Consider the following 21138-nt stretch of genomic DNA (forward strand, 5'->3'; position numbering starts at 1 on the left):
GGCATACCACTCCTTCCGAATACCTAATTCATCGCTTGCAGGAATTGTGAGTGGCGATGTAGTGTAGGACAAACAAGAGCATGAGGATGCCAGAATGACAATGCCTGCATCGGGCCCGGAAACGGCGCCTGCAACCGGTTTCGCGTCGGCAATGGGGTGGTCGCCCCCTGCGGGCTGGCCAGCATGCTCTTACGATCGGTGCCGCGATATTTTGACTGCGCCGGGCCAGCGGCTTGAAACCGAAACGATCGCGATCCGCGGGGTGCCGACCCGTGTGTGGAAGAACGCACCGGATAACCTGCGCGCATTGCTGGCGTTGGCCCGCACCCATGGGCAACGCGAATTCGTTATCTATGAAGGTGAGCGTGTTACCTATGACGCATTCCATAGAGCGGTCGCCCGACTGGCGCAGGAAATGCGCGAACGCGGAGTGGGTAAGGGCGATCGTGTCGGGCTGGCTATGCGAAATCTGCCCGAATGGCCCGTGGCGTTCTTCGCCACAGAGGCGCTGGGCGCGATCTGCGTTCCGCTGAATGCCTGGTGGACCGGGGCGGAACTGGCATTTGGCCTGGCGGATTCAGGCGCGCGTCTGCTGATCTGCGATGAAGAGCGGTGGCTGAGGATTTTGCCGCATCGGGATGAAATGCCCGCGCTGGAGCACGTGCTGGTATCGCGCACCGGGGCGGAAACCTCGGTCGATCATCCGGCGGAACGGCTGGAGGCGGTGATCGGCGCGCCGGATGCATGGTCATCGCTGCCTGACGCGGACCTTCCCGATGCCGATATCGCCCCCGACGACGAAGCCACTATCTTCTATACCAGCGGGACCACAGGCAAGCCCAAGGGGGCGCTGGGTACGCACCGCAATTTGCTGACCAACATTTTCTCCAGCGCCTATTCCGCGGCCTGTGCCGCGCTGCGCCGGGGGGAGGTGCCGCCGGAGCCGACACATAAAGTCGGGCTGCTGGTCATCCCGCTGTTCCATGTGACAGCCTGTTCGGCCAGCCTGATGGGCAATCTCGCTGCTGGTAATACTCTGGTGTTCATGCATAAGTGGGAACCGGTGGAAGCGTTCGCGATCATCGAGCGCGAGCGGGTCAATGTGACCGGCGGCGTGCCTACGATTGCGTGGCAACTGATCGAACATCCCGAACGTGTGAACTACGATCTGTCGAGTATCGAAGCTGTTGCCTATGGCGGTGCGCCTTCCGCCCCGGAGCTGGTGCGCCGTATCTATACCGAATTCGGCGCGCTGCCCGGCAATGGCTGGGGCATGACCGAGACGATGGCCACTGTCACCAGCCACGGCGGCGAGGATTACCTCAATCGGCCAAGCAGTTGCGGCCCGCCGGTAGCCGTGGCCGAACTCAGGATCATGGACCCGGAAGGCAAGCGCGAATTGCCATGTGGGGAAGTGGGCGAGCTGTGGGCCAAGGGGCCAATGGTGGTTAAAGGGTACTGGAACAGGCCCGATGCCACGGCAGAAACATTCGTGGACGGGTGGGTTCGCACCGGCGATCTGGCGCGTCTGGACGAAGAAGGGTTCTGCTACATCGTCGACAGAGCGAAGGACATGATCCTGCGCGGGGGAGAGAATATCTATTCGTCCGAAGTGGAAAACGTGCTGTACGATCATCCTGCTGTCACCGATGCGGCGCTGGTCGGTATCCCGCATCGCACTTTGGGTGAAGAACCGGCGGCCGTTGTCCATCTTGCCCCGGGCGAGCAGGCGAGCGAAAGCGAGTTGCAGCAATGGGTGGCTGACCGGCTGGCACGTTTCAAAGTGCCGGTTCGGGTTATTTTCAGCGCGGCGATCTTGCCGCGCAATGCGAATGGCAAGATACTCAAGAGCGAACTGAAGAAACTGTTTGCCGCCTGATCGGGCGGTAGGAGAAATATATGAGTGCCGCTGATGGCAATAGTGCTGAAAGGGTTTCCGGCGAGACGGCGCGCTTCGGGAAGCGGCGCGATGAAGTGATCCATGCGGCCTCCACACTGATTAACGCGGTAGGGGTGAAGGGAATGACCTTTGCCGAACTGGCGCAGGCGGTCGGGCTGAATGCCACCAGCATCACTTACTACTTCGACCGCAAGGACAAGCTGGTCTGCGCGGTGTATGAGGAAACGCTGGACTGGCTCGAACAGGCGGCCAGCATTGCCGCTGCCGAACCGAACCCGGCAGCGCGGGTGCGATCGTTCATCCACGCGCATTTCGCTCTGCGCCAGCGGGTCCGCGAAGGGGAGAAGGGGCTGGTCACGGCTCTGTCCGAAATCCGCACTCTGGAAGAGGACGCGCAGGAGCCATTGCTGGCCCACTACGCCCGAATTATCGACATCGTGCGCGGGTTCTTTGGCAAGGATCGCACCGGTATGCGCCGTTCGCTCGACACAGCGCGGGCGCACGTGCTGATGGAAGCGATGTTCTGGCTGCCGGTGTGGACCGAACAGTATTCGACCCGCGATTTCGACCGGGTGGAAGCCCGCCTGTCCGACATATTCGCGCATGGCCTGTCGGTGCGGCCCGGTGACTGGCACCCGGCTGCGCTCGACAATCGCGCATGGCGGACGGGCGACACTGCCGATAGCGATACGCTGGACGCATTTATGCGCGCGGCGACCGAGATGATCAATCAGCGCGGCTATCGCGGGGCGTCGGTCAATCGGATTGCCGCCGAACTGAATGTGACCAAGGGCAGTTTCTATCACCATCACGAAGCGAAAGACGATCTTGTCGCTGATTGCTTCACGCGCAGTTACGACCGGCTATCGGCAATACAGCTCGCTGCGGTGCGGGCGCCTGCCAATGGCTGGGGGCGAATAGCCAGCGCATTGGCAGAAGCGATCGATCTGCAATTTCGCGATCCCATGCCACTGTTACGGACAGCGGCATTGCAGGCGTTGCCGGAGGAGGCGCGCGACAATGTCGTCCTGCGGGCCAACCGTCTGGCGATGCGGTTCGCCGGAATGCTGGCCGATGGAATAGCCGATGGGTCGGTGCGCCCGGTCGATCAGATACTGGCCAGCCATGTGCTGATGCCGGCGCTGAACGCCGCCTACGAGGCGCGCAAATGGGCGGGTCGCCAGTCCGATCCTGCCATCGCAGTCAAGCTGTATGCCTGGGTGCTCTGCGCCGGCTTTAGCTGCGATCCACCCGAGGTCGGCTAGCCAACATTATCAGCTCCAATGTGAAAGGGCCCGGCGTCGCTGTTCGCCGGGCCCTTCGCTGTAGCACCGAAGTGCCGGGGAATTTCTGACGGGTTTTCAGGCAGCAGGTGCCGTTCGCCCGTCCCTTCGGATGATCAGAACCCGCTGAGAGTAGCGAAGCGATCGCGCATCTGGCTGCTCGATCCCCAACTCGCTTCCAGTACGCGGGCGCGCTTAAGATAGAAGCCGATGTCGTATTCGTCGGTCATCCCGATGCCGCCATGCAACTGAATACCTTCGCGGCTGACGGTGTGCAGCACATCGTTGGCGGTCGCCTTGGCAATAGCCGCCGCTCTGCCGATACCGTGGCCACTGTCGAGCGCCTCCAGCCCGGCCTCTACGGCAGAGCGCATCTGGGCGAGATCGGCAAACAGATCGGCCATGCGATGCTGCAACGCCTGAAATGTCGCCAGTACCTGATTGAACTGGACGCGCTGCTTCAGATAATCGAGCGTTACGTCGAACACCTGTTGCGCCATGCCGAGCATTTCGCAGGCGGTCAGGATACGCGCCCGGTCGAGTATCTGATCGAGCAGATCGTCGCCACCGTTCGCCAGTTTGTCCGCTGCGGCACCGTCGAAGGTGATGTTGGCGTGGCTGCGCTGATCGGTCAGGGCGCGCCCGGAGAGTGAGACACCGTCACCCTTTTCGACGAGGTACAATCCATCGCTGGCGGCGACCACGAACAGATCGGCCCCGTGCGCTTCGTGAACGAAGGCCTTGGTTCCGGTCAGCTTGCCGTCAGAGACGCTGGCTGCGATCTTATGGGGCGCGTGGTGCGGGCCTTCGTCGATCGCCAGCGTGGCGACCTTTTCCCCCGACGCGAGCGCGGGCAGCCATTTGGCCTTCTGTTCGTCACTTCCGCCCAGAACGATGGCACTGGCGGCCAGCGTCGTCATCGTCAGCGGGCTGGCGGCCAGCGTCTTGCCCAGTTCTTCGACGACGAGCCCGGCAGACATCCACCCGAAATCGCTGCCGCCATAGGTTTCCGGGATGACAATCCCGGCCCAGCCCATCGCCGCCATCGCAGACCATGTGTCAGCGAGGTAGCGTTCGTCGGGCTTGCTATCGCGCATCTTGCGGAAAGCGGACACCGGGCTTTCGTTGGTTGTCCAGTCGCGCGCCATATCGCGCAGCATTTCCTGTTCTTCGTTGAGAACGGCCATAATATCGTCCTCCCCCTTACTGGTGATCGAGCATACCAAGCACGCGCTTGGCGATGATGTTGTTCTGGATCTCGGTCGATCCGCCATAGATGGTGAAGGCTTTGCCGAAGAGCCACCCGCGCACGCCCTCCAGCTCTTTCTCGGTGAAGCCTTCGCCTTCCCAGCCAAGCCCTTGCAGGCCCATGATCTCTATCGTCAGTTCGGCGCGTTCCTGCCCCAGCTTGGTGCCGAGCTTCTTGAGGACTGAACTGATTTCGGAAACGCCGCCCGATGCCTTGCTCTCTTCCGCGGCACGGCGGGCGGTGAGCAGGAAGGTGTTCCAGCGGATTTCGTAATCGGCGATCCTGTCGCGCAGTACGGGGTCCGCGATGCGGCCTTCGGCATCGGTTTCGCCGTACATGCGGGCGATGTCGCTGACACTTGGCCCCATCATCCGGGCCATGCTGCCACCGCCGGAGATATTGGTCCGTTCGTGCTGCAGCAGGCGCTTGCCGATGGTCCAGCCCTGACCTTCTTCGCCGACCAGGTTTTCCTTGGGCACCTTCACATCGGTGAAGAAGGTTTCGCAGAACGGGCTGACGCCGCTGATCATCTGGATCGGGCGGACTTCGACACCGGGTGCGTCCATGTCGATCAGCAGGAAGCTGATGCCCCTGTGCTTGTCACTGCGGTCGGTGCGGACAAGGCAGAAACACTTGTCGGCCCACTGTCCGCCGCTGGTCCATGTCTTCTGACCGTTGACGAGGTAGTGGTCGCCCTTGTCTTCCGCAAAGGTTTGCAGGTTGGCGAGGTCCGATCCGGCATTGGGTTCCGAATATCCCTGACACCAGCGCACTTCGCCACGGCAGATAGGGGGAATGTGTTCGTGTTTTTGCGCTTCGCTGCCATATTCCAGCAGAGTGGGGCCGAACATCATCACGCCCATTCCGCCAATGGGGTTCCACGCCCCGGCCTTCATCATCTCCTCAGTCAGGATTTTGGCCTGCGCGCGGCTTAGCCCGCCGCCGCCGTATTCCTTCGGCCAGGTGGGTGTGCCCCAGCCACGTTCGCCCATCGCTTCGCGCCATTTCTTCTGCGCGGGGGTTTCGGTGCCCGGGCCTTCGACAGCGGAAAGGGCGTTGTTGTTTCCCTTCAGCTCAGGGGCGAAGTTTTCGGCCAGAAAAGCGCGGACTTCTTCGCGAAATGCATCATCGGTGCCCGCGGCAGGGGCATCGGCAAGGGTTGCCATGATCTCTCTCCTCCAACCCGGCGGAATCGTTGGCATCCCGCCGGGGCAACTGGGTTGCATGCCGCAACCATACCGCATCTTCTGCGCGGGGCAAGCGGCAAGGAGGGGATCGGATCAGGCGGAGATAACCTCTTGTTCGATCTTGCCGAAAATCGAATGACCATCGGCATCGCGCATTTCGATCGCAACGGTATCGCCCGGTGCCATGAAGCGGGTGCTCGCCTCGCCATCGCGGATCGTTTCGATCATGCGGATTTCCGCAATGCACGAATAGCCTGCGCCTCCTTCGCTGACCGGAGTGCCGGGGCCGCCGTCTGCACCCTTGTTGCTGACTGTGCCCGACCCGATGATCGATCCGGCACACAGGTTGCGGGTCTTCGCCGCGTGGGCCACGAGCTGGGCGAGGTTGAAGGTCGCCTCCTGCGCGGCGTTGGCGCGGCCGAATGGCGCGCCATTGTAATCGACCAACAGCGGCAGATCGATCACGCTGTTCTTCCACGCATCGCCCAGTTCATCGGGCGTTACCGCCACCGGACTGAATGCGCTGGCGGGTTTGGACTGAAAGAAACCGAACCCTTTGGCCAGTTCGCCCGGTATCAGGCCCCGAAGAGAAACATCGTTGACCAGCATGATCAGCTTGATGTGATCGGCGGCATCTTCGGCGGACACGCCCATCGGTACGTCATCGACCACTACCGCGATCTCGCCTTCCATGTCGCATCCCCATGCAGTGTCTTTCAGCGGAATCGGATCTCGTGGGGCAAGAAACCCGTCGCTTCCGCCCTGATACATCAGCGGATCGTGATAGAAGCTTTCCGGGACGGTGGCATTGCGCGCCTGCCGCACCAGTTCGACATGGTTGATATAGGCGCTGCCATCGGCCCACTGATAGGCACGGGGCAGCGGGCTGGCGGCATCGTGTTCGTGGAACCGCTCGCACGGCACCGTCTGATGCTCGACATCGCGATAGAGCGCCTCCAGCTGCGGGGCCACCTGTGCCCAGTTGTCGAGCGCATATTGCATCGTCGGTGCGATGTGATCGGCGGGGCTGTAACGGGTCACGTCTTTCGAAACGACGACCAGCTTCCCGTCGCGGCCAGATTTCAGCGATGCGAGTTTCATATGGGTCTCTCCGTTTCTTATTGCGTGGGTGTATCGGGTTGATTGTCGGGGTGTGCGCGGATGAAGGCGGGCAGGGCAAGGCACGCCGCTTCGATCTGCCTGATGCGCGGCATAGTGTTGAGATCGAAGCCGAAACGGCGCGCGTTATAGACTTGCGGCAACAGAACGACTTCGAACATGCCCGGTGCATCGAGCAGGAAATCGCCCGTATTCCGCTGTTCCAGCCGCGTTTCCACCGGAACCAGCGTCTTGGCCAGCCAGTGACGATACCAGGTTTCGATCCCGTGCTGATCCTGACCGTATTCGTCCTTCAGGTACTGGAGAACCGGCGAATTCAGCGGGGCATGGAGCTCTGTGGCGATGGCATAGGCCAGTTCGCGCACAGTGAAGCGGTCTTCCACGTCCGCAGGCAGCAAGGCGCGGTCGGGGTAGGCTTCGTCGAGCCATTCGATCACCGCCATCGACTGCGCGCGGTCGCGCCCGTCCGCTTCCAGCATCGGCACGCCGCCAAATGGGTTGCGTGCGCGATAGGCATCGCCTTTCTGCTCTGCCTTCAGCAAGTTGACGGGCGCGATCTCGTAATCGAGGCCCTTGAGGTTGAGCGCGATCCGCAGGCGATAGCTGGTCGAGCTGCGGAAGTAGGCGTGAAGCTTCATATCCCTCTCCCTAGCTATGGTTTCACCTGAAACCAACCCGATGATTGCGCGCTTGTTCCCTCAGAAGGCGGCAATCCCCGTGATCGCCCGGCCCAGGATCAGCGCGTGCACATCGTGCGTCCCTTCGTAGGTGTTGACCGTTTCGAGGTTCACCATGTGGCGGATGACCTGATATTCGCCGGAAATGCCGTTGCCGCCATGCATGTCGCGCGCCATCCGTGCGATATCGAGCGCCTTGCCGACATTGTTGCGCTTAACGACAGAGATCATCTCCGGCGCGAAGGCGTGTTCGTCCATCAGGCGGCCCACGCGCAGGCTCGATTGCAGGCCGAGCGAAATCTCGGTCAGCATGTTCGCCAGCTTGAGCTGGTAGATCTGCTTGGAGGCGAGCGGCACGCCGAACTGCTTGCGATCGAGGCCATATTGCCGCGCCGCGTGGAAGCAGAATTCCGCCGCGCCCATCGCGCCCCAGCTGATGCCGTAACGCGCGCGGTTGAGGCAACCGAATGGGCCCTTCAGCCCTTCGACATCGGGCAGCAGGGCATCCGCGCCTACTTTCACATCGTCCATCACCACCATCCCGGTGGTGCTGGCGCGCAAGCTGAGTTTGTGGCCGATCTTGGGGGCGGACAGGCCTGCCATCCCCTTTTCCAGAACGAAGCCGCGGATCTTGCCGCCGTGGGCCTCGCTCTTGGCCCATACGACGAACACGTCTGCGAACGGAGCGTTTGAAATCCAGGTCTTCGAACCATTGAGGATGTAGCCGTCGCCATCCTTTTTCGCGACTGTCTTCATAGAGCCGGGGTCCGATCCGGCATCGGGTTCGGTCAGGCCGAAACAGCCAATCAACTGGCCGCTGGCGAGGCCGGGGAGATACTTACGCTTCTGTTCTTCCGATCCGTATGCGTGGATCGGGTACATCACCAGCGAGGATTGCACGCTGGCCATCGAACGGTATCCCGAATCGACCCGCTCGATTTCGCGGGCGATCAGGCCATAGGCGACATAGCTGGCACCGGCGCCGCCGTATTCTTCGGGTACTGTCGCGCCCAGCAGGCCGGCCTGGCCCATCAGCGGAAACAGCTCCGGCGCGTCGCGCTCTTCCTCGAACGCTTCGATCACGCGCGGCTGGAGTTCGGATTGAGCGAAGGCATGCGCCGCATCGCGGATCATGCGTTCGTCTTCAGTTAGCTGCCCGTCGATTGCGAACGGGTCTTCCCAGTTGAAAGCGGTCATGATGCAGTCATTGGCACGGGAGGCGAATGTGGCGCAAGCGTGGACCGCTAAATGCAGTTTTTAAACATGTGACTTTCACCGGATAACCCGTGCGGTACAGTGGCTTGTCTGTGGCCTTTCGCGGGCCGGTGTGGACTTTGCAAAATGCCGGACGCGCCGGGAAAGTCACAGATACGTGGCACGGTCGCGATACCCACCGAACGGGGAAGAGCAGGCGGTCCATGTCGCCCATATTACGGCTGCAATCGGTTGTAGGACAGTGTGCGGGAGTGCGCCGCAGAGCGCGCCCTTCAATCAGGCGTGAAGCGGCTCCAACGCCTCGCGCATCATCGAAATGATCTGATCGGGTGGGCAGGGCTTGCTACAAGCTTTCACTTCGGGAAACCGGGCGGCGACCTCTTCCGGCGAAACCTGCCCCGAATGGAAGATCACCGGAACATCTTCCGCGATCAGTGCCTCTGCCAGAGCGTAGGATTCGCCATCTTCCAGTCGCACGTCGAGAATAGCGATATCGGGCCGGTGCTCGGCAATCGCCTGACGCGCGGATTGCGCGGTATCGAACGGACCTTCCACCACGAACCCGGCCTCTGCCACCGTGTTGCACAAGTCCATACCGATGATGAGTTCATCTTCGGCGACGAGTACGCACGGCTGGTTCATGGTCGTTCCCTTCGGATCGGTTGCGGATAACGACCAGTCAACGGGATTTGGGGGATGGGGTTCCCGTCAGGTCGCGCCGAAGCGGCTGCGGAACCCATCCAGATCGCCTTTGGCAAGGTATCCCGCCTGCTCCACCCAGCCATCGCGGCGGATGCGGCCCTGAAAGCGCCCAAGCAGTGCATCCACCCTGTCGATCTCGGCATCGTCCCACGCGGCGATCTGTTCGAAGCGGGTCACACCCAAATCCGTCAGCAGAGCCGCCAGCTTGGGGCCAAGGCCCTTGATCTGCGTGAGATCGTCGGCGCTCGCCGTGGCTGATGCAACCTTCGGTGTCGGAGCAGGGGCAGGAGCGGGCTCCGGCTCTGGCTCGACAGCGGCCGTTTCCGCGTCGGCGGCGCGAGCGGCGGTTTCGGCCGCTTCGATCTGCGCTTCTTCCACGGCGGCGGCGACTGCGGTTCCGGCACCGGCCAGCCCGACCGGGGCGGGCGGCGGCATCGGCGCGGGGTCGCGGGCGGCGGCAGGTGCTGCATCGATCAACGCCTGATTACGCGCGGCGGGCGCGGCCCCTTCGTCGAGTGTGTCGCGACGGTCGGTTTCCACGCGTGTGCGGCGGGTGGCGGCAAACAGCCACCATGCCACCAGCAGCCCGATCACCAGCGCAATAGCCACCAACAGCCAGTTTTCAGCCAGCAGTTCGCTCATTCGTCGTCACTCCTCTCGCGCACGGTGCGGCCCCAGATTGCCCAGCCAAGGGCCAGTCCGGCGGTATAGGCGGTCAGCCCCAGCACCAGAAGTTCACTCCATAGCGGCATCGTCCGTCTCTTTCTATCGTGGTCCGGGGGTGTCGACCGGGGTCGGCACGACAGGCTGTATGGCGATGACTGAAAATTCGATCCGGCGATTGGCCGGGTCGCGCGGGTCCAGCCCGCTGACCGGCTGCGCCGATCCCACGCCGCTGGCGCGCAACCCGTCTGCCGGGATGCCACGCGCAACCAGTGCAGCCTCCACCGCTTTGGCGCGCGCCTGCGACAGTTCAATATTGCCCGGTTCAGGGCCAGAGCTGTCGGTATGCCCGGTGATAGCGATAATCGCGCCCAGACATGGGCGCAGTGCGCGGGCGACTTCGCCGATCAGTTCGCGGCTGGCGGGATCGAGATTCGCGCTGGATTCCTCAAACCGGATCGTGCGCGATCGCAGCAGGGCATCGACATCGTCCTGACAATGCATCGGCGGGCGAGGGGTGTCGGTGCCCCTCTGCGCCATGATCGTGCCATCACTCCATCGCACACCGCCTGCGCCGGGGATCGCCGCCACGGCGCGTGCCACGCGGGCGCGGACTTTTTCGTTCAGCCCTTTACCGCCCGACAGCACCGGATGGCGGGTGGGCGAACCGGCCGACGTATGGAAACTGGCCGCCACCCCTTTGCCACCGGCGGCGGCAATCGCCACCCTGGCCTTGGCTTCAAGCCGGTTGGCCATTTCCGCGCCTGTTCGATCGTATTGCAGATAAACTAGCGCGACGACGGCAATCAGGCCAGCGAGCACAGCGATAGCGGGACGGATGAATGTCATCGCCGCCCGAATGGCAATTCCGGCCCCGGCTCGCAAGGGGGCACCGGCCTGTGGCGCAAAGTTATTGCGGAGGCGTGGTATCGAGGTTGCGGCGGAACAGCACCCGGTCTTCCGGCCCGAACCCGAAGCGCCAGATGACCCAGCCATACACGAATAGGATTGCCGGGACGCCGAATGCCAGTTCCGCCCATTCGGGCATGCGGGTAAAGCCATAGCCGACGAATGCCGCCGGAATAGCCGCATAAATCAGTGCCCAGCGCCAGTTATTGATCGGTTCCTGCAGAATGCCTGCCAGCACCCGGCTTTTGACAATCGATGCGATGCCCAGCGCCACCATCAGCGACGCCGCTGCGGCGGCGGCCTTGTAATTGTCGCTCAACCCAAGCCGTTCGACCAGCATCATGGCCCCTACGGTCAGCAGACCCTGAAATATGATCGTGGCGACCGAAATCGTCAGATTGCGGACCCGTGCGACATAAATCAGCGCCGCTTCGGACACGACAGCGGTGGCCGCGACCACTTCCGCGCTCAGCAGGAAAGCAAGTGCAGCGGTGCCGCCTACGAAAGTTGGCCCGACCAGCCCCATCACGCCTTCGCCGGGAATGCCCAATGCCAATGCGATGCCGGCCTGCGCTGCAGTGATCCAGAAGCCAACCTGACATACCTGCCGGGCAATCGCGGCATAGTTGCGTTCTTTCAGATTGCGGGTGATGACCGGGCCGAGGATCGGTTCGAAACTGGTCTTGAGCTTCTGCGGCAGCGACGCGACCTGCTGCGCGACGTAGTAAATTCCCACTGCCTGCGGTGCAGCGAACAGGCCCAGAATAAACAGGTCCAGACGTCGGGTGCCCCATTCGATAGCGTCGGCCGATGCCAGCGGCAGTGCCCGCGTCGTCAATTGCACTGTGCCGCGCAGGTCGGGCTGCCAGCCTTTCGGCAGGCCATAGGATTTGAGGAACGGGATCACCGCCGTCAGTAATCCGGCGTAGATCGACACGAGATAGGCGACCGACAGGCCGGAATCGGGCAGCGGGAACCACAGTACCCCAGCCAGAATCGAAATGGTCCACGGTTCCACCACGGCCCGTGCGCGGACTGTCGTGGCGATATCGAACCGATAAGCTTGTGCGGCAAGAATGATCTCTGTCAGCGCATAGGCCGGGATCGACAGCACGATCAGCCGGTCGACCCATGTGTAGTCTCCGCTGGGAAACAGTGGCTGTGGCACGAACCACAGGAATACAGCGGCGATCAGCGACAGGATCAGCGCGGCCAGCATCCCATCGAACACCAGATGGCACCGATCGGCATCTTCGCGTTCGGACAGGCGCTGCGCCAGCCCCCGCTTTTCCCCCAGCGAACACAGCATCGCGCACAATTCCGCCACGACCAGTGCAGAGGCGAACACACCCAGCTCTTCCGCACCATAGAGCCGCCCGGCGATAAACAGGAACGGCAGGCGCGCAGCGAGACGCAGGAGGAAGCCGAGGAAGTTGGTTCGTCCCCCTTTTGCCAGCGCGGCCATGTCCGCTTGCGATTTGGCCTCGGTCATACAGGCGCTTCAGTGGTGAGCGGGCGAGCGAGCAGTTCGGACACGATCTCGCGCGCGGGCGCGCCTTGCAACAGGCGATAGACCGCCGCGACGATAGGCATGGCGATGCCGTGGCGCATGGCCAGTTCGGCCAGCACTGGCGCGGTATGCGCGCCTTCGGCCACAGTGCGCCGGTCAGCCATCAGCGATGCGGCGTCCTGCCCTTCGCCCAATGCCTTGCCCAGGCTGAAATTCCGGCTGGACGTGGAGGAACAGGTCAGCACCAGATCGCCCAGCCCGCACAAGCCCGCCAGCGTATCGCGCTCAGCCCCCAATGCTTCGCCAAAGCGCATCATTTCGGCATATCCGCGGGCGATCAGTGCGGCGCGGGCGTTCTGGCCCAGCTCCAGCCCATCGACCACGCCGCACGCGATAGCGAGCACGTTCTTCACTGCGCCGCCGATTTCGGCCCCTGTCACATCGTCTGAGTAATACGGGCGGAACGCAGGGCGGGCGATTTGCGGGGACAGCCGGTCCCACTGTTCCTCGCCCCCGGCACATGCCAGTGTGACCGCAGTGGGCAATCCTGCGGCGACTTCGTGGGCGAAAGTGGGGCCGGAGAGGATAGCGATTTCGCTGCCCGGTTTGGCATCGCGGGCTACATCGTTCATCAGCCGCCCGGTGCCCGCTTCGATCCCTTTGCTGCACAGCACCAGATCGCGCGGCGATGCGGGCAGGTCCGCCAGCACTGTGCCCAGATGTTGCGCCGGGGTCACCGCCAGAACCGTGTCGAGCGCAGCGAACTGCGCCAGATCGCCGGTCGCACGGATCGTTTCTGACAGTTGCGCGGATGGAAGATACACGCTGTTGCGGTGTTGCCGGTTGATTTCCGCGACCAGCTCCTCTTCTCGCGCCCATAGCAAGACAGTGCGCCCATCGCTCGCCAGCATTTGGGCCAGCGCAGTGCCCCATGCGCCCGCGCCGAGCACACCGATTGCGGTCGCTTCGCCGGTCATCCTTTTACCCCTGCGCCGCGTACCGGCTCCGCTGTCGGGTCGAGTGGCCAGCGCGGTCGGGCCGCGATGTCGAGCGGATCGTTCTGGCCGGTGGGCAGCCGTTCGCACCCGGCCCAGGCGATCATTGCCGCGTTATCGGTGCACAGTTCCGGGGGCGGCGCGGAAAAGCGCAGGTCGCGCGCGCGCGCCAGCGTTTCCAGCGCGCCGCGCACCGCTTTGTTCGCAGCGACCCCGCCTGCCACCACCAGCGCGTTGACCGGTCCCATCGCGTCGAGCGCGATTGTTAGCCGGTCGTTCACGCAATCGATGGCCGCCTGCTGGAAACTGGCAGCCAGATCGGCATTGCTGTGTTGCTGCGTTTCGTATGCGCGCAACACCGCGCTCTTCAGCCCGGAGAAGGAAAAATGCGGTTCCCCGCTGCCGACCAGCGGACGGGGCAGGCGCACGGCATCGGGATCGCCCTGCAATGCCAGCCGCTCCACCGCCGGGCCACCGGGGTATCCGAGGCCAAGGATCTTGGCGGTCTTGTCGAATGCTTCGCCCAGTGCATCGTCGATTGTGGTGGCGAAGCGGCGATATTCGCCAACGCCATCCACTCGCAGGATCTGGCAATGTCCGCCCGATACCAGCAGCAGGGCATACGGGAATGTCAGCGCCGGATCGGCCAGCCGGGGGCTGAGTGCGTGCCCTTCCAGATGGTTGATCGCCATCAGTGGCACATCGGCCGCCATCGCCAGCGCCTTGGCACTGACCAGCCCGACCATCACTCCGCCGATCAGGCCCGGCCCGGCGGTAGCGGCAATCGCATCGAGTTCGTGCAGGGCAACGCCCGCTTCTTTCAAAACCGCATCGATCATCGGGGCCAGTCGTTCGGCATGGGCACGGGCGGCGATTTCGGGCACGACCCCGCCATAGGGCGCGTGTGCCTCGTCCTGGCTGGCGATCCGTTGGGCCAACACCTGCCGTTCGGTGGTGACGAGCGCCGCTGCGGTTTCGTCGCAACTCGATTCTATGCCGAGAACCAATCCCATGCCGCTTTCCCTTACCGCTTTGCTTGGGTAGGGCAAGCGCAGTCAGTCGAATGACATGAAGGCAAATATTTTGAAACTCCGCCTCGGTACCCGCAAATCCCCTCTCGCAATGGCACAGGCTCACGAGGCGCGCGCCCGTCTGTGCAAGGCTCACGGGTGGGACGAATCGGCCATCGAACTGGTTCCCGTGGTCGCCAGCGGAGACAAAGTGCAGGATCGCCCGCTGGCCGAAATCGGCGGCAAGGCGCTGTGGACCAAGGAACTCGATGGCTGGTTGGCGGAAGGCCGGATCGATGCGTCGGTTCATTCGATGAAAGATGTCGAAACGATCCGTCCCGACTTTCTCGCTATCGCTGCGATCCTGCCGCGCGCTGATGTGCGCGATGTGCTGTTGGGGGCCGATAGCATCGCGGCGATTCCGCACGGTGCGCGGATTGGCACCAGCGCTCCGCGCCGTGCGGCGCAAATGCTTCACAACCGGCCCGACTGTTCGATCGTATCGTTTCGCGGCAACGTCGCAACCCGCATGGCGCGGCTGGAAGCGGGAGAGGCCGATGTGACGCTGCTTGCCGCTGCCGGGCTCGAACGTTTGGGGCAGAGCAGCGCGGGCGCTCCGATACCGCTCGATCAATGGCTGCCCGCCCCGGCGCAGGGGGCTATCGGCATCGAATGCCGGGCAGACGATACGCAGACCCGCGAATGGCTCGCCGCCATCGATCATGCGCCCAGCCACGATGCCGTGATGGCCGAACGTGCCTTGCTGGAGGCACTCGGCGGCAATTGCCATAGCCCGATTGCCGTGCTGACCAGCGTGGAAGACGGCGAACTGGCGATGCAGGCGGCGATTTTCAGTGCCGACGGGGCAGAACGGGTCGCAGGCGAAGCGCGCTTCGCACCCGGCGATGGCTATGGCCCGCAAGGGCTGGCGGCAGACCTGTTGTTGCGGGCCAGCCCGGCGGTAAAGGCATTGTTCGGGATCGGTTGATGCCGCGCCCGGCCATTGTCTTGCGCCCCGAACCGGGCCTTGCCGAAACACTGGCGCGCTTGCGCGAGCGCGGGATAGAAGGCGTGGGAGCGCCGCTGTTCACGATCGAGCCGGTGGCGTGGGCTGCGCCCGATCCGGCGCAATTCGATGCAATTCTGGTCGGCAGCGCCAATGTGTTCCGCCACGGTGGCGAAGGGCTGAAACGGCTGGCTGGGTTGCCGGTTCACGCTGTCGGTCCCCGAACGGCGCAGGCAGCGCGTGACGCGGGCTTTACCGTCGCGGATATCGCTGGCGGCGAATTGCAACCACTGGTCAGCCGCATGGCTGCACCGCAGCGGCTGTTGCGTCTGGCAGGGGAAAAGCGTGTGGCGCTGTCCCCGCCGGTGGGTGTCGAAGTGGCCGAACGTGTCGTCTATCGCGCTGTTCCTCTGCCATTGGCTGGCGCAGTTGCGGCGCGTCTGGCGGGTGGCGCGGTGGTATTGCTGCATTCGGGCGAAGCGGCGCGCTATTTCGCGGAGGAATGTAAGCGGCTGGCGATTGACCGCAGCAGGCTGTCGCTGGCGGCGCTGGCCCCGCGTATCGCCGCCGCCGCAGGTGACGGCTGGCAGTCTGTCGAATGGGCAGAGCAGCCTGCCGAACTTGCGCTTTTGGCCTTGTCCGTCCAAATGTGCCGCTGATCGCCAACAAAGACCGGCCGCAAAGACGGCACAGGTCGCAGAACGGATAATGATGAACACCTTTTCTGACGGTAACCGCGCAGGCGGTTCGTTAAAGCCGGTGCTGATCGCCGTGCTCGCCTCTTTTGTGCTGGGTGCCGCGATTGTCGGCTATCTGGCGTGGAAGGGATATATCGGGCCGCGCGGTGTGACGACTGCGCCTCAGGCCGGGGTTGTAACCACGGCAGAACCAACCGCCACGGCTTCCCCGCAAAAGCTGGCGGGAGTCGCGGTGGGCGACAAAGCATCCGATGCGCCCACTGCAACAACGGAAGACAACACCGCTGCTGCCAAGGCGGTTGAGAAAGTCGCGGAGCAGCAAGGCGGACTGGATCAACGCATTGCCGCCGCAGAACAGCGCATCGCCAAGCTCGATCTTCAGGCGCAGGCCGCTGCTGGTAATGCCGCGCGGGCGGAAGGATTGCTGATTGCATTTGCCACCCGGCGTGCGCTCGAACGGGGCGCGCCGCTCGGTTATCTCGATGAACAGCTTCGCCTGCGGTTTGGCGATGCGAAACCGAATTCGGTGCACACGATCATCGAGTTTTCCAAAAATCCCGTCACGCTGGACGTGCTGATCGCGCGCCTGCAAGGGCTGGCGCCCCAGTTGAAGGATGACAGCAGCCAACCGTTTCTTACCCGGATGCAGCGGGAATTGTCGAACCTGGTGGTCATCCGCCGCGAAACGACGCCCTCTCCGCAACCGCAGAAGCGGCTGGAGCGCGCGCGCTTCTTCCTCGAAAGCGGCCGCGTGGACAAGGCGATCCGCGAGGTGGAACAGCTGCCGGGTGCCGCCGCGGCAAAGGACTGGATCGCGCTGGCCAAGCGGTATGAACGCGCGCAGCAGGCACTCGACCTGATCGAAACATCAGCAGTGCGCGAGCGGCGTCTGCTGCGGGATGGCGATGGCAAGCCGGTGCAACAACTCGGCCCGGCGGATGAGAAAACGCCTGCGGTCAAATAAGGTGAAGTGGGTGGCTAGGCGGCTTTGGGAGCGTGCCAAGTAAGCCATCTGCCGAACGGGTCGGGTCGGCAAGTGGTCAGACCTGCAGCAGTTCCGGTAATGCGCCTGACATGCCGCGGGCTTCGTCCATGAACCATTTTTTGAGCAGCGGTGTGCGCTGAACCCCGCTCATCCCCAGGCGGCGGATGGCCGATGCCGTCTTGCCGCCGAAGCCGAACAGATGCGTCAGTCCATCGGTGGCAGACATGACCATTACCGAATCGAGCGCGCGCCATTTTTCATAGCGGGCGAGGATTTGTGCGTCCCCCAGATCGAGGCCGAGCCGCTGCCCGTCTGTCAGTACCTGTATCAACGCACCGACGTCGCGCAGGCCCAGATTGAGGCCTTGTCCGGCAATCGGGTGCATCCCGTGGGCCGAATCGCCCACCAGCGCCAGACGTTGCCCCACCATCCTGACAGTGTGCTGGAAACTGAGCGGATAGGACGAGCGTCCTGAATTGAGCGTTACTTCGCCCAGCAGATCGCCCATTCGCTTGTAAACTTCTGCCACGAAGGCGCGGTCGGATAGTTTGAGGACGCCAGCGGCATCTTTCTCGTCCACCGTCCAGACCAGCGCGCTGCGGTGCTGCCCCTGTCGCACGTCGAGCATGGGCAGCAATGCGAATGGCCCCGCGGGGTAGAAGATTTCCCATGCGACATTGCCGTGCGGTTTGCTGTGATCGAGCCCGACGATCAGGGCGCGGTGGCTGTAATCCCACTGCGCCATTGTCAGACCTTCCTCATCGCGCGTGGGCGAGCGGCGGCCTTCGGCACCGATCATCAGCGCGGCATGGAGCGTGCGCCCATCGGCCAGCGTCGCGGAAACGCCGAATTCGTCGCGGTGCCGCTCCACTACCTCGACCGGGGCATGCCACGCGATCAGATCGGTTTCCCGCGCCGCTTCGAACAGAGCGAGCCGCAAGTCGCGATTGGCGAACATCCGGCCCAGCGATCCTTCGTGCGGTTCAGGCGTGAAATCGAGCAGGCCCGGCTTCATCTGATCGCTGACCATGATCGATTCGATCGGGCAGCCGAACGGCTCCAGCCTGTCGGCCAGTCCGATATTGGTGAACAGGTTCCAGCTTGCAGTGGAAATCGCGCTGGCGCGACCGTCGAAATTATCCGCAGTCAGCGAAGCGGGATCGGCGCGGTCGATCACATGGCTGCTCAATCCCTTGCGCGCGGCAGCCAGCGCCAGAGTCATTCCCACCAGGCCGCCGCCCAGGATCAGCAGGTCGCGCTTGTCGTTCATCGCCCACAGCCCTAGAGCCAGCGGCACGATGCACGCAAGGATATTGCCTCGCCTGATGGCGTTTTTCGCGGTGGTTTGCGCCGGTTTGCTGGCAGTGCAGCCGATAACTGCGCGGGCGCAGGTCGCAGATCGCGTGAATCACATCTCCGCCGATCTGGGTGCGGCCCCGATAACAACGGGTCAGCCGGTGCACATGGTGCTCCATTTCGTGCCCGATGCCGGATGGCATGGATACTGGAGCAATCCGGGAGATGCCGGATACGGGATGCAGCTGAAATGGACGCTGCCCCCCGGATGGACAGCGGGGCAGGCGGAATACCCCGTACCGCAGCAACTGGTCATCGGCGGGCTGATGAACCATGTGTACGAAGGGCCTTATGCGGTCCTCGTCGATCTGATCCCGCCAACGGGCGCGCCAGCGGTGAATGCCCCGGTGAAGCTGGAGGCGCAATGGCTCGCCTGTACTGACACGATCTGTGTGCCGGAGCAGCAGTCTTTCGCGCTCACTCTGCCGGGGCAGAGCGCGGCATCGCGCGATTATGCCAAATGGCGGGCGGCAATTCCAGCTCCGCTCGACCGCGCGGGTACGTTTGCCGTTGCGGGCAAGACATTGCGTGTCGCGCTGCCATTGCCTGCGGCGCTCGATCTGCCCGATCCGCATGTGTTCATCGATCAACGCGATCTGGTCGCCTACGCCGGCTCTCAGACGTTTCGCCGTCAGGGCGATTTGCTGGTGGCCGAAATCCCGCTGGCGGACACGGTGGTCGCGACCGATGCGGTCAGCGGCATCCTGTCGCTGGGCGATGGCAATGGTGTGCGTTTCACTGCGGCCAAAGGCACGGTGCCTGCGGGTGGCGATCTGGTTGGCAAAGGCGGCGGGGCGGCGGACACCGGGCCGCTGTGGCTGCTGCTGCTGGCGGCGCTGGCGGGGGGGCTGATCCTCAATGTCATGCCGTGCGTATTCCCGATCCTTAGCCTGAAAGCGCTGAGCCTTGCGCGCGCCGGGGAAAGTGACGCGCAGGCGCGGGCCGATGGTCTGGCCTATACCGCAGGTGTGCTGCTGGCGACGCTGGCGCTGGGCGCGCTGCTGCTGGCCTTGCGCGCGGCGGGCGAGAGTGTCGGCTGGGCATTCCAGTTGCAGGAACCGGGCGTCGTTGTCGCGTTGTTGGTGCTGGCCTGCGCGATCACTGCCAATTTCGCAGGGCTGTTCGAATTGCCTTCGCTCTCTTTCTCGCGCGGGGGAGAGCAGGCGGGGGCCTTCGCCACCGGCTTGCTCGCTGCCTTCGTGGCGACACCGTGCACCGGACCATTTATGGCTGCGGCAATGGGGGCGGCGCTGCTGCTGCCAGCTGCAGAGGCTATGCTGCTGTTCGCGGCGTTGGGATTGGGGCTGGCGCTGCCGTTCCTGTTGCTCGGCTTTATCCCGCCGCTGCGCCGCCTGTTGCCGAGACCCGGCAAATGGATGGAGACCTTCCGCCGCGTGATGGCGGTGCCGATGGGTCTGACCGCGCTGGCGCTGGCATGGCTGTGCTGGCGGCTGGGTGGCGCATGGTTCGCTGTTGGGTCAATAGCGCTGGCTGTGGTGGCTATCGCGCTGCTGATCGCCGCGCTGCGCCAGCGGCAATCAGGGCAGCGGTATGCCTATTTGCTGTTGCTGGCTGTGATCGTACCGGTAACGGCGGGGGCGCAGTTGTTGCCCCGCTTGTATAACGACGCACCTGCGGGTGCGGAACAAGGCATTATCCCGGCACAACCTTTTACGGAAACGGCGCTGCACACCGCCCGCGCACAGGGCAAGCCGGTGTTCGTGTGGTTCACCGCTGACTGGTGCCTGACCTGCAAAGTCAACGAACGCGTGGCGATAGAGCGGGAAAGCACCCGCGACGCTTTTGTAAAAGCGGGTGTCGTGCCGCTGGTGGGCGACTGGACTCGCCGCGATCCGGCAATCACGCAGTTCCTGACAGCGCACGGCGCTGCCGGGGTGCCGCTCTATCTGTGGTATGCACCGGGCAAGGATGCCGAAGTGCTGCCGCAAGTGCTGACACCCGATATGTTGGCTACGTTGGCGGGGTCGGCTCAGCCTTCGGCGCAATCGCCTGCGTCGGCTTCTCCATCTCCAGCTCCGGCACAGGAATAACCGCCGGGTCCGGCTGGGCCAGACGACGGCACGTCTCGATCAGTTCGGCGGGCTGCGTGCTGGGGTTGATCGCCAGCGTACCTGCGCCGGGGATCGTCAGTTCCAGTTTGCGCGCTCCTGTGAATGCATCCAGCGCAGGCAAGACCGCGGGATAGCGCCCTTGCCATAGCCAGCCACGCCCGTTGTCCTTCGCATCGATCGGCAGGCGTTCGACATGGCCATTGCCGACCAGCGCCATGATCGCTTTCGCATTGCGGTCCGCCGCTGCAAAGCGGGTGATTTCCACCGTCCGGGCACTGCCTTCTCCGGTGCAAGCCAGCGCGAGCAGAGGCGCCTTGCCCGGAATTCCGTACACAATACGGTTGGGGGTGGGGCTCACCGCCCAGATTGCCCCGGTGACATCGGGCGATGACGTCAGCACATGCGCGGGGCCTTGCCCCGAATCCAGATCGAGCCGTTCGACATAACGATCCGTGGCAGGCGGGCGACAACCGCCCAGCACAGCGGGCAGAGCGATAATAGTGAAGAGGGCGATAAGTCTGCGATCCATCGCCGCGCGCTATGACACTGTATTGTAAGCTGGTAAATCGTGGGGACTCGCACGTCCCCAGCGCTATCGATGG

Annotated in this window: 19 protein-coding genes; 6 read left to right on the plus strand and 13 right to left on the minus strand. The window is 63.5% G+C overall.

What is annotated here, in order from left to right; all coding sequences use genetic code 11:
- The first annotated feature begins 151 nt into the window (after window positions 1–151).
- Together D6858_RS00595 and D6858_RS00600 are read left to right on the plus strand one after the other, a co-directional pair.
- The gene (locus tag D6858_RS00595; protein WP_205664844.1) at window positions 152–1879 is read left to right on the plus strand and encodes a class I adenylate-forming enzyme family protein; all 1728 of its coding nucleotides are present in this window, start codon (window positions 152–154) and stop codon (window positions 1877–1879) included.
- Window positions 1880–1899: 20 nt separating this feature from the next.
- Entirely contained in the window at window positions 1900–3165 is a 1266-nt protein-coding gene (locus D6858_RS00600; protein ID WP_120106057.1) for a TetR/AcrR family transcriptional regulator, read from the plus strand.
- Window positions 3166–3299: 134 nt separating this feature from the next.
- Here the strand turns inward: D6858_RS00600 and D6858_RS00605 are convergent, their stop codons facing one another.
- From D6858_RS00605 to tsaD, 11 genes are all read right to left on the minus strand, one after another.
- A complete protein-coding gene (locus D6858_RS00605) occupies window positions 3300–4370 on the minus strand; it encodes an acyl-CoA dehydrogenase family protein (protein ID WP_120106061.1) in 1071 nt (356 codons plus the stop codon).
- Between the two features lie 16 nt (window positions 4371–4386).
- Window positions 4387–5598 (minus strand): acyl-CoA dehydrogenase family protein, encoded by a 1212-nt coding sequence (locus D6858_RS00610; RefSeq protein WP_120106065.1) that lies wholly within the window; start codon window positions 5596–5598, stop codon window positions 4387–4389.
- 114 nt (window positions 5599–5712) lie between these two features.
- Window positions 5713–6720 carry a fumarylacetoacetate hydrolase family protein gene (locus tag D6858_RS00615; protein WP_120106068.1) on the minus strand — a complete coding sequence of 336 codons (1008 nt, stop codon included), beginning with the start codon at window positions 6718–6720 and terminating at the stop codon, window positions 5713–5715.
- Window positions 6721–6737: 17 nt separating this feature from the next.
- Window positions 6738–7376 (minus strand): maleylacetoacetate isomerase, encoded by a 639-nt coding sequence (gene maiA, locus D6858_RS00620; protein WP_120106071.1) that lies wholly within the window; start codon window positions 7374–7376, stop codon window positions 6738–6740.
- Between the two features lie 60 nt (window positions 7377–7436).
- Window positions 7437–8612, minus strand: a complete 1176-nt coding sequence (locus D6858_RS00625; RefSeq protein WP_120106074.1) for an acyl-CoA dehydrogenase — start codon at window positions 8610–8612, stop codon at window positions 7437–7439.
- Between the two features lie 294 nt (window positions 8613–8906).
- The gene (locus tag D6858_RS00630; protein ID WP_120106077.1) at window positions 8907–9272 is read right to left on the minus strand and encodes a response regulator; all 366 of its coding nucleotides are present in this window, start codon (window positions 9270–9272) and stop codon (window positions 8907–8909) included.
- A gap of 66 nt (window positions 9273–9338) precedes the next feature.
- Window positions 9339–9974 (minus strand): hypothetical protein, encoded by a 636-nt coding sequence (locus D6858_RS00635; RefSeq protein ID WP_120106080.1) that lies wholly within the window; start codon window positions 9972–9974, stop codon window positions 9339–9341.
- A gap of 123 nt (window positions 9975–10097) precedes the next feature.
- On the minus strand, window positions 10098–10844 hold the full coding sequence (locus tag D6858_RS00640) for an OmpA family protein (protein ID WP_225082729.1): 747 nt from the start codon (window positions 10842–10844) through the stop codon (window positions 10098–10100).
- A 61-nt stretch (window positions 10845–10905) separates the two neighbouring features.
- Window positions 10906–12396: a lipopolysaccharide biosynthesis protein gene (locus D6858_RS00645; RefSeq protein WP_225082730.1), complete on the minus strand. Its 1491-nt coding sequence runs from the start codon at window positions 12394–12396 to the stop codon at window positions 10906–10908.
- Entirely contained in the window at window positions 12393–13391 is a 999-nt protein-coding gene (locus D6858_RS00650; protein ID WP_120106083.1) for an NAD(P)H-dependent glycerol-3-phosphate dehydrogenase, read from the minus strand. Before D6858_RS00650 ends, D6858_RS00645 begins: the two co-directional genes overlap by 4 nt.
- Window positions 13388–14422, minus strand: a complete 1035-nt coding sequence (gene tsaD / locus D6858_RS00655; protein WP_120106085.1) for a tRNA (adenosine(37)-N6)-threonylcarbamoyltransferase complex transferase subunit TsaD — start codon at window positions 14420–14422, stop codon at window positions 13388–13390. Before tsaD ends, D6858_RS00650 begins: the two co-directional genes overlap by 4 nt.
- Before the next feature lie 55 nt (window positions 14423–14477).
- Between tsaD and hemC the strand changes: the two genes are divergently transcribed.
- From hemC to D6858_RS00670, 3 genes are read left to right on the plus strand one after another with little or no spacing between them, the layout of a single operon-like run.
- Entirely contained in the window at window positions 14478–15407 is a 930-nt protein-coding gene (hemC, locus tag D6858_RS00660; RefSeq protein ID WP_120106088.1) for a hydroxymethylbilane synthase, read from the plus strand.
- Complete coding sequence (locus tag D6858_RS00665; protein ID WP_120106091.1) at window positions 15407–16084, plus strand: uroporphyrinogen-III synthase; 678 nt, start codon at window positions 15407–15409, stop codon at window positions 16082–16084. Before hemC ends, D6858_RS00665 begins: the two co-directional genes overlap by 1 nt.
- Window positions 16085–16133: 49 nt before the next feature.
- Window positions 16134–17087 carry a mitofilin family membrane protein gene (locus tag D6858_RS00670; RefSeq protein ID WP_338067254.1) on the plus strand — a complete coding sequence of 318 codons (954 nt, stop codon included), beginning with the start codon at window positions 16134–16136 and terminating at the stop codon, window positions 17085–17087.
- Window positions 17088–17163: 76 nt separating this feature from the next.
- Here D6858_RS00670 and D6858_RS00675 read toward each other — a convergent pair whose 3' ends face one another.
- Entirely contained in the window at window positions 17164–18378 is a 1215-nt protein-coding gene (locus tag D6858_RS00675) for an FAD-dependent monooxygenase (protein WP_120106481.1), read from the minus strand.
- Between the two features lie 55 nt (window positions 18379–18433).
- Here D6858_RS00675 and D6858_RS00680 point away from each other — a divergent pair, with 55 nt between their 5' ends.
- Window positions 18434–20515: a protein-disulfide reductase DsbD family protein gene (locus D6858_RS00680; RefSeq protein WP_120106094.1), complete on the plus strand. Its 2082-nt coding sequence runs from the start codon at window positions 18434–18436 to the stop codon at window positions 20513–20515.
- Here the strand turns inward: D6858_RS00680 and D6858_RS00685 are convergent.
- The gene (locus tag D6858_RS00685; RefSeq protein WP_120106097.1) at window positions 20436–21065 is read right to left on the minus strand and encodes a hypothetical protein; all 630 of its coding nucleotides are present in this window, start codon (window positions 21063–21065) and stop codon (window positions 20436–20438) included. The genes D6858_RS00680 and D6858_RS00685 overlap by 80 nt on opposite strands.
- Window positions 21066–21138: the final 73 nt, after the last annotated feature.

The sequence above is a fragment of the Tsuneonella suprasediminis genome, from assembly GCF_003605755.1.
Taxonomy (GTDB): Bacteria; Pseudomonadota; Alphaproteobacteria; order Sphingomonadales; family Sphingomonadaceae; genus Tsuneonella; species Tsuneonella suprasediminis.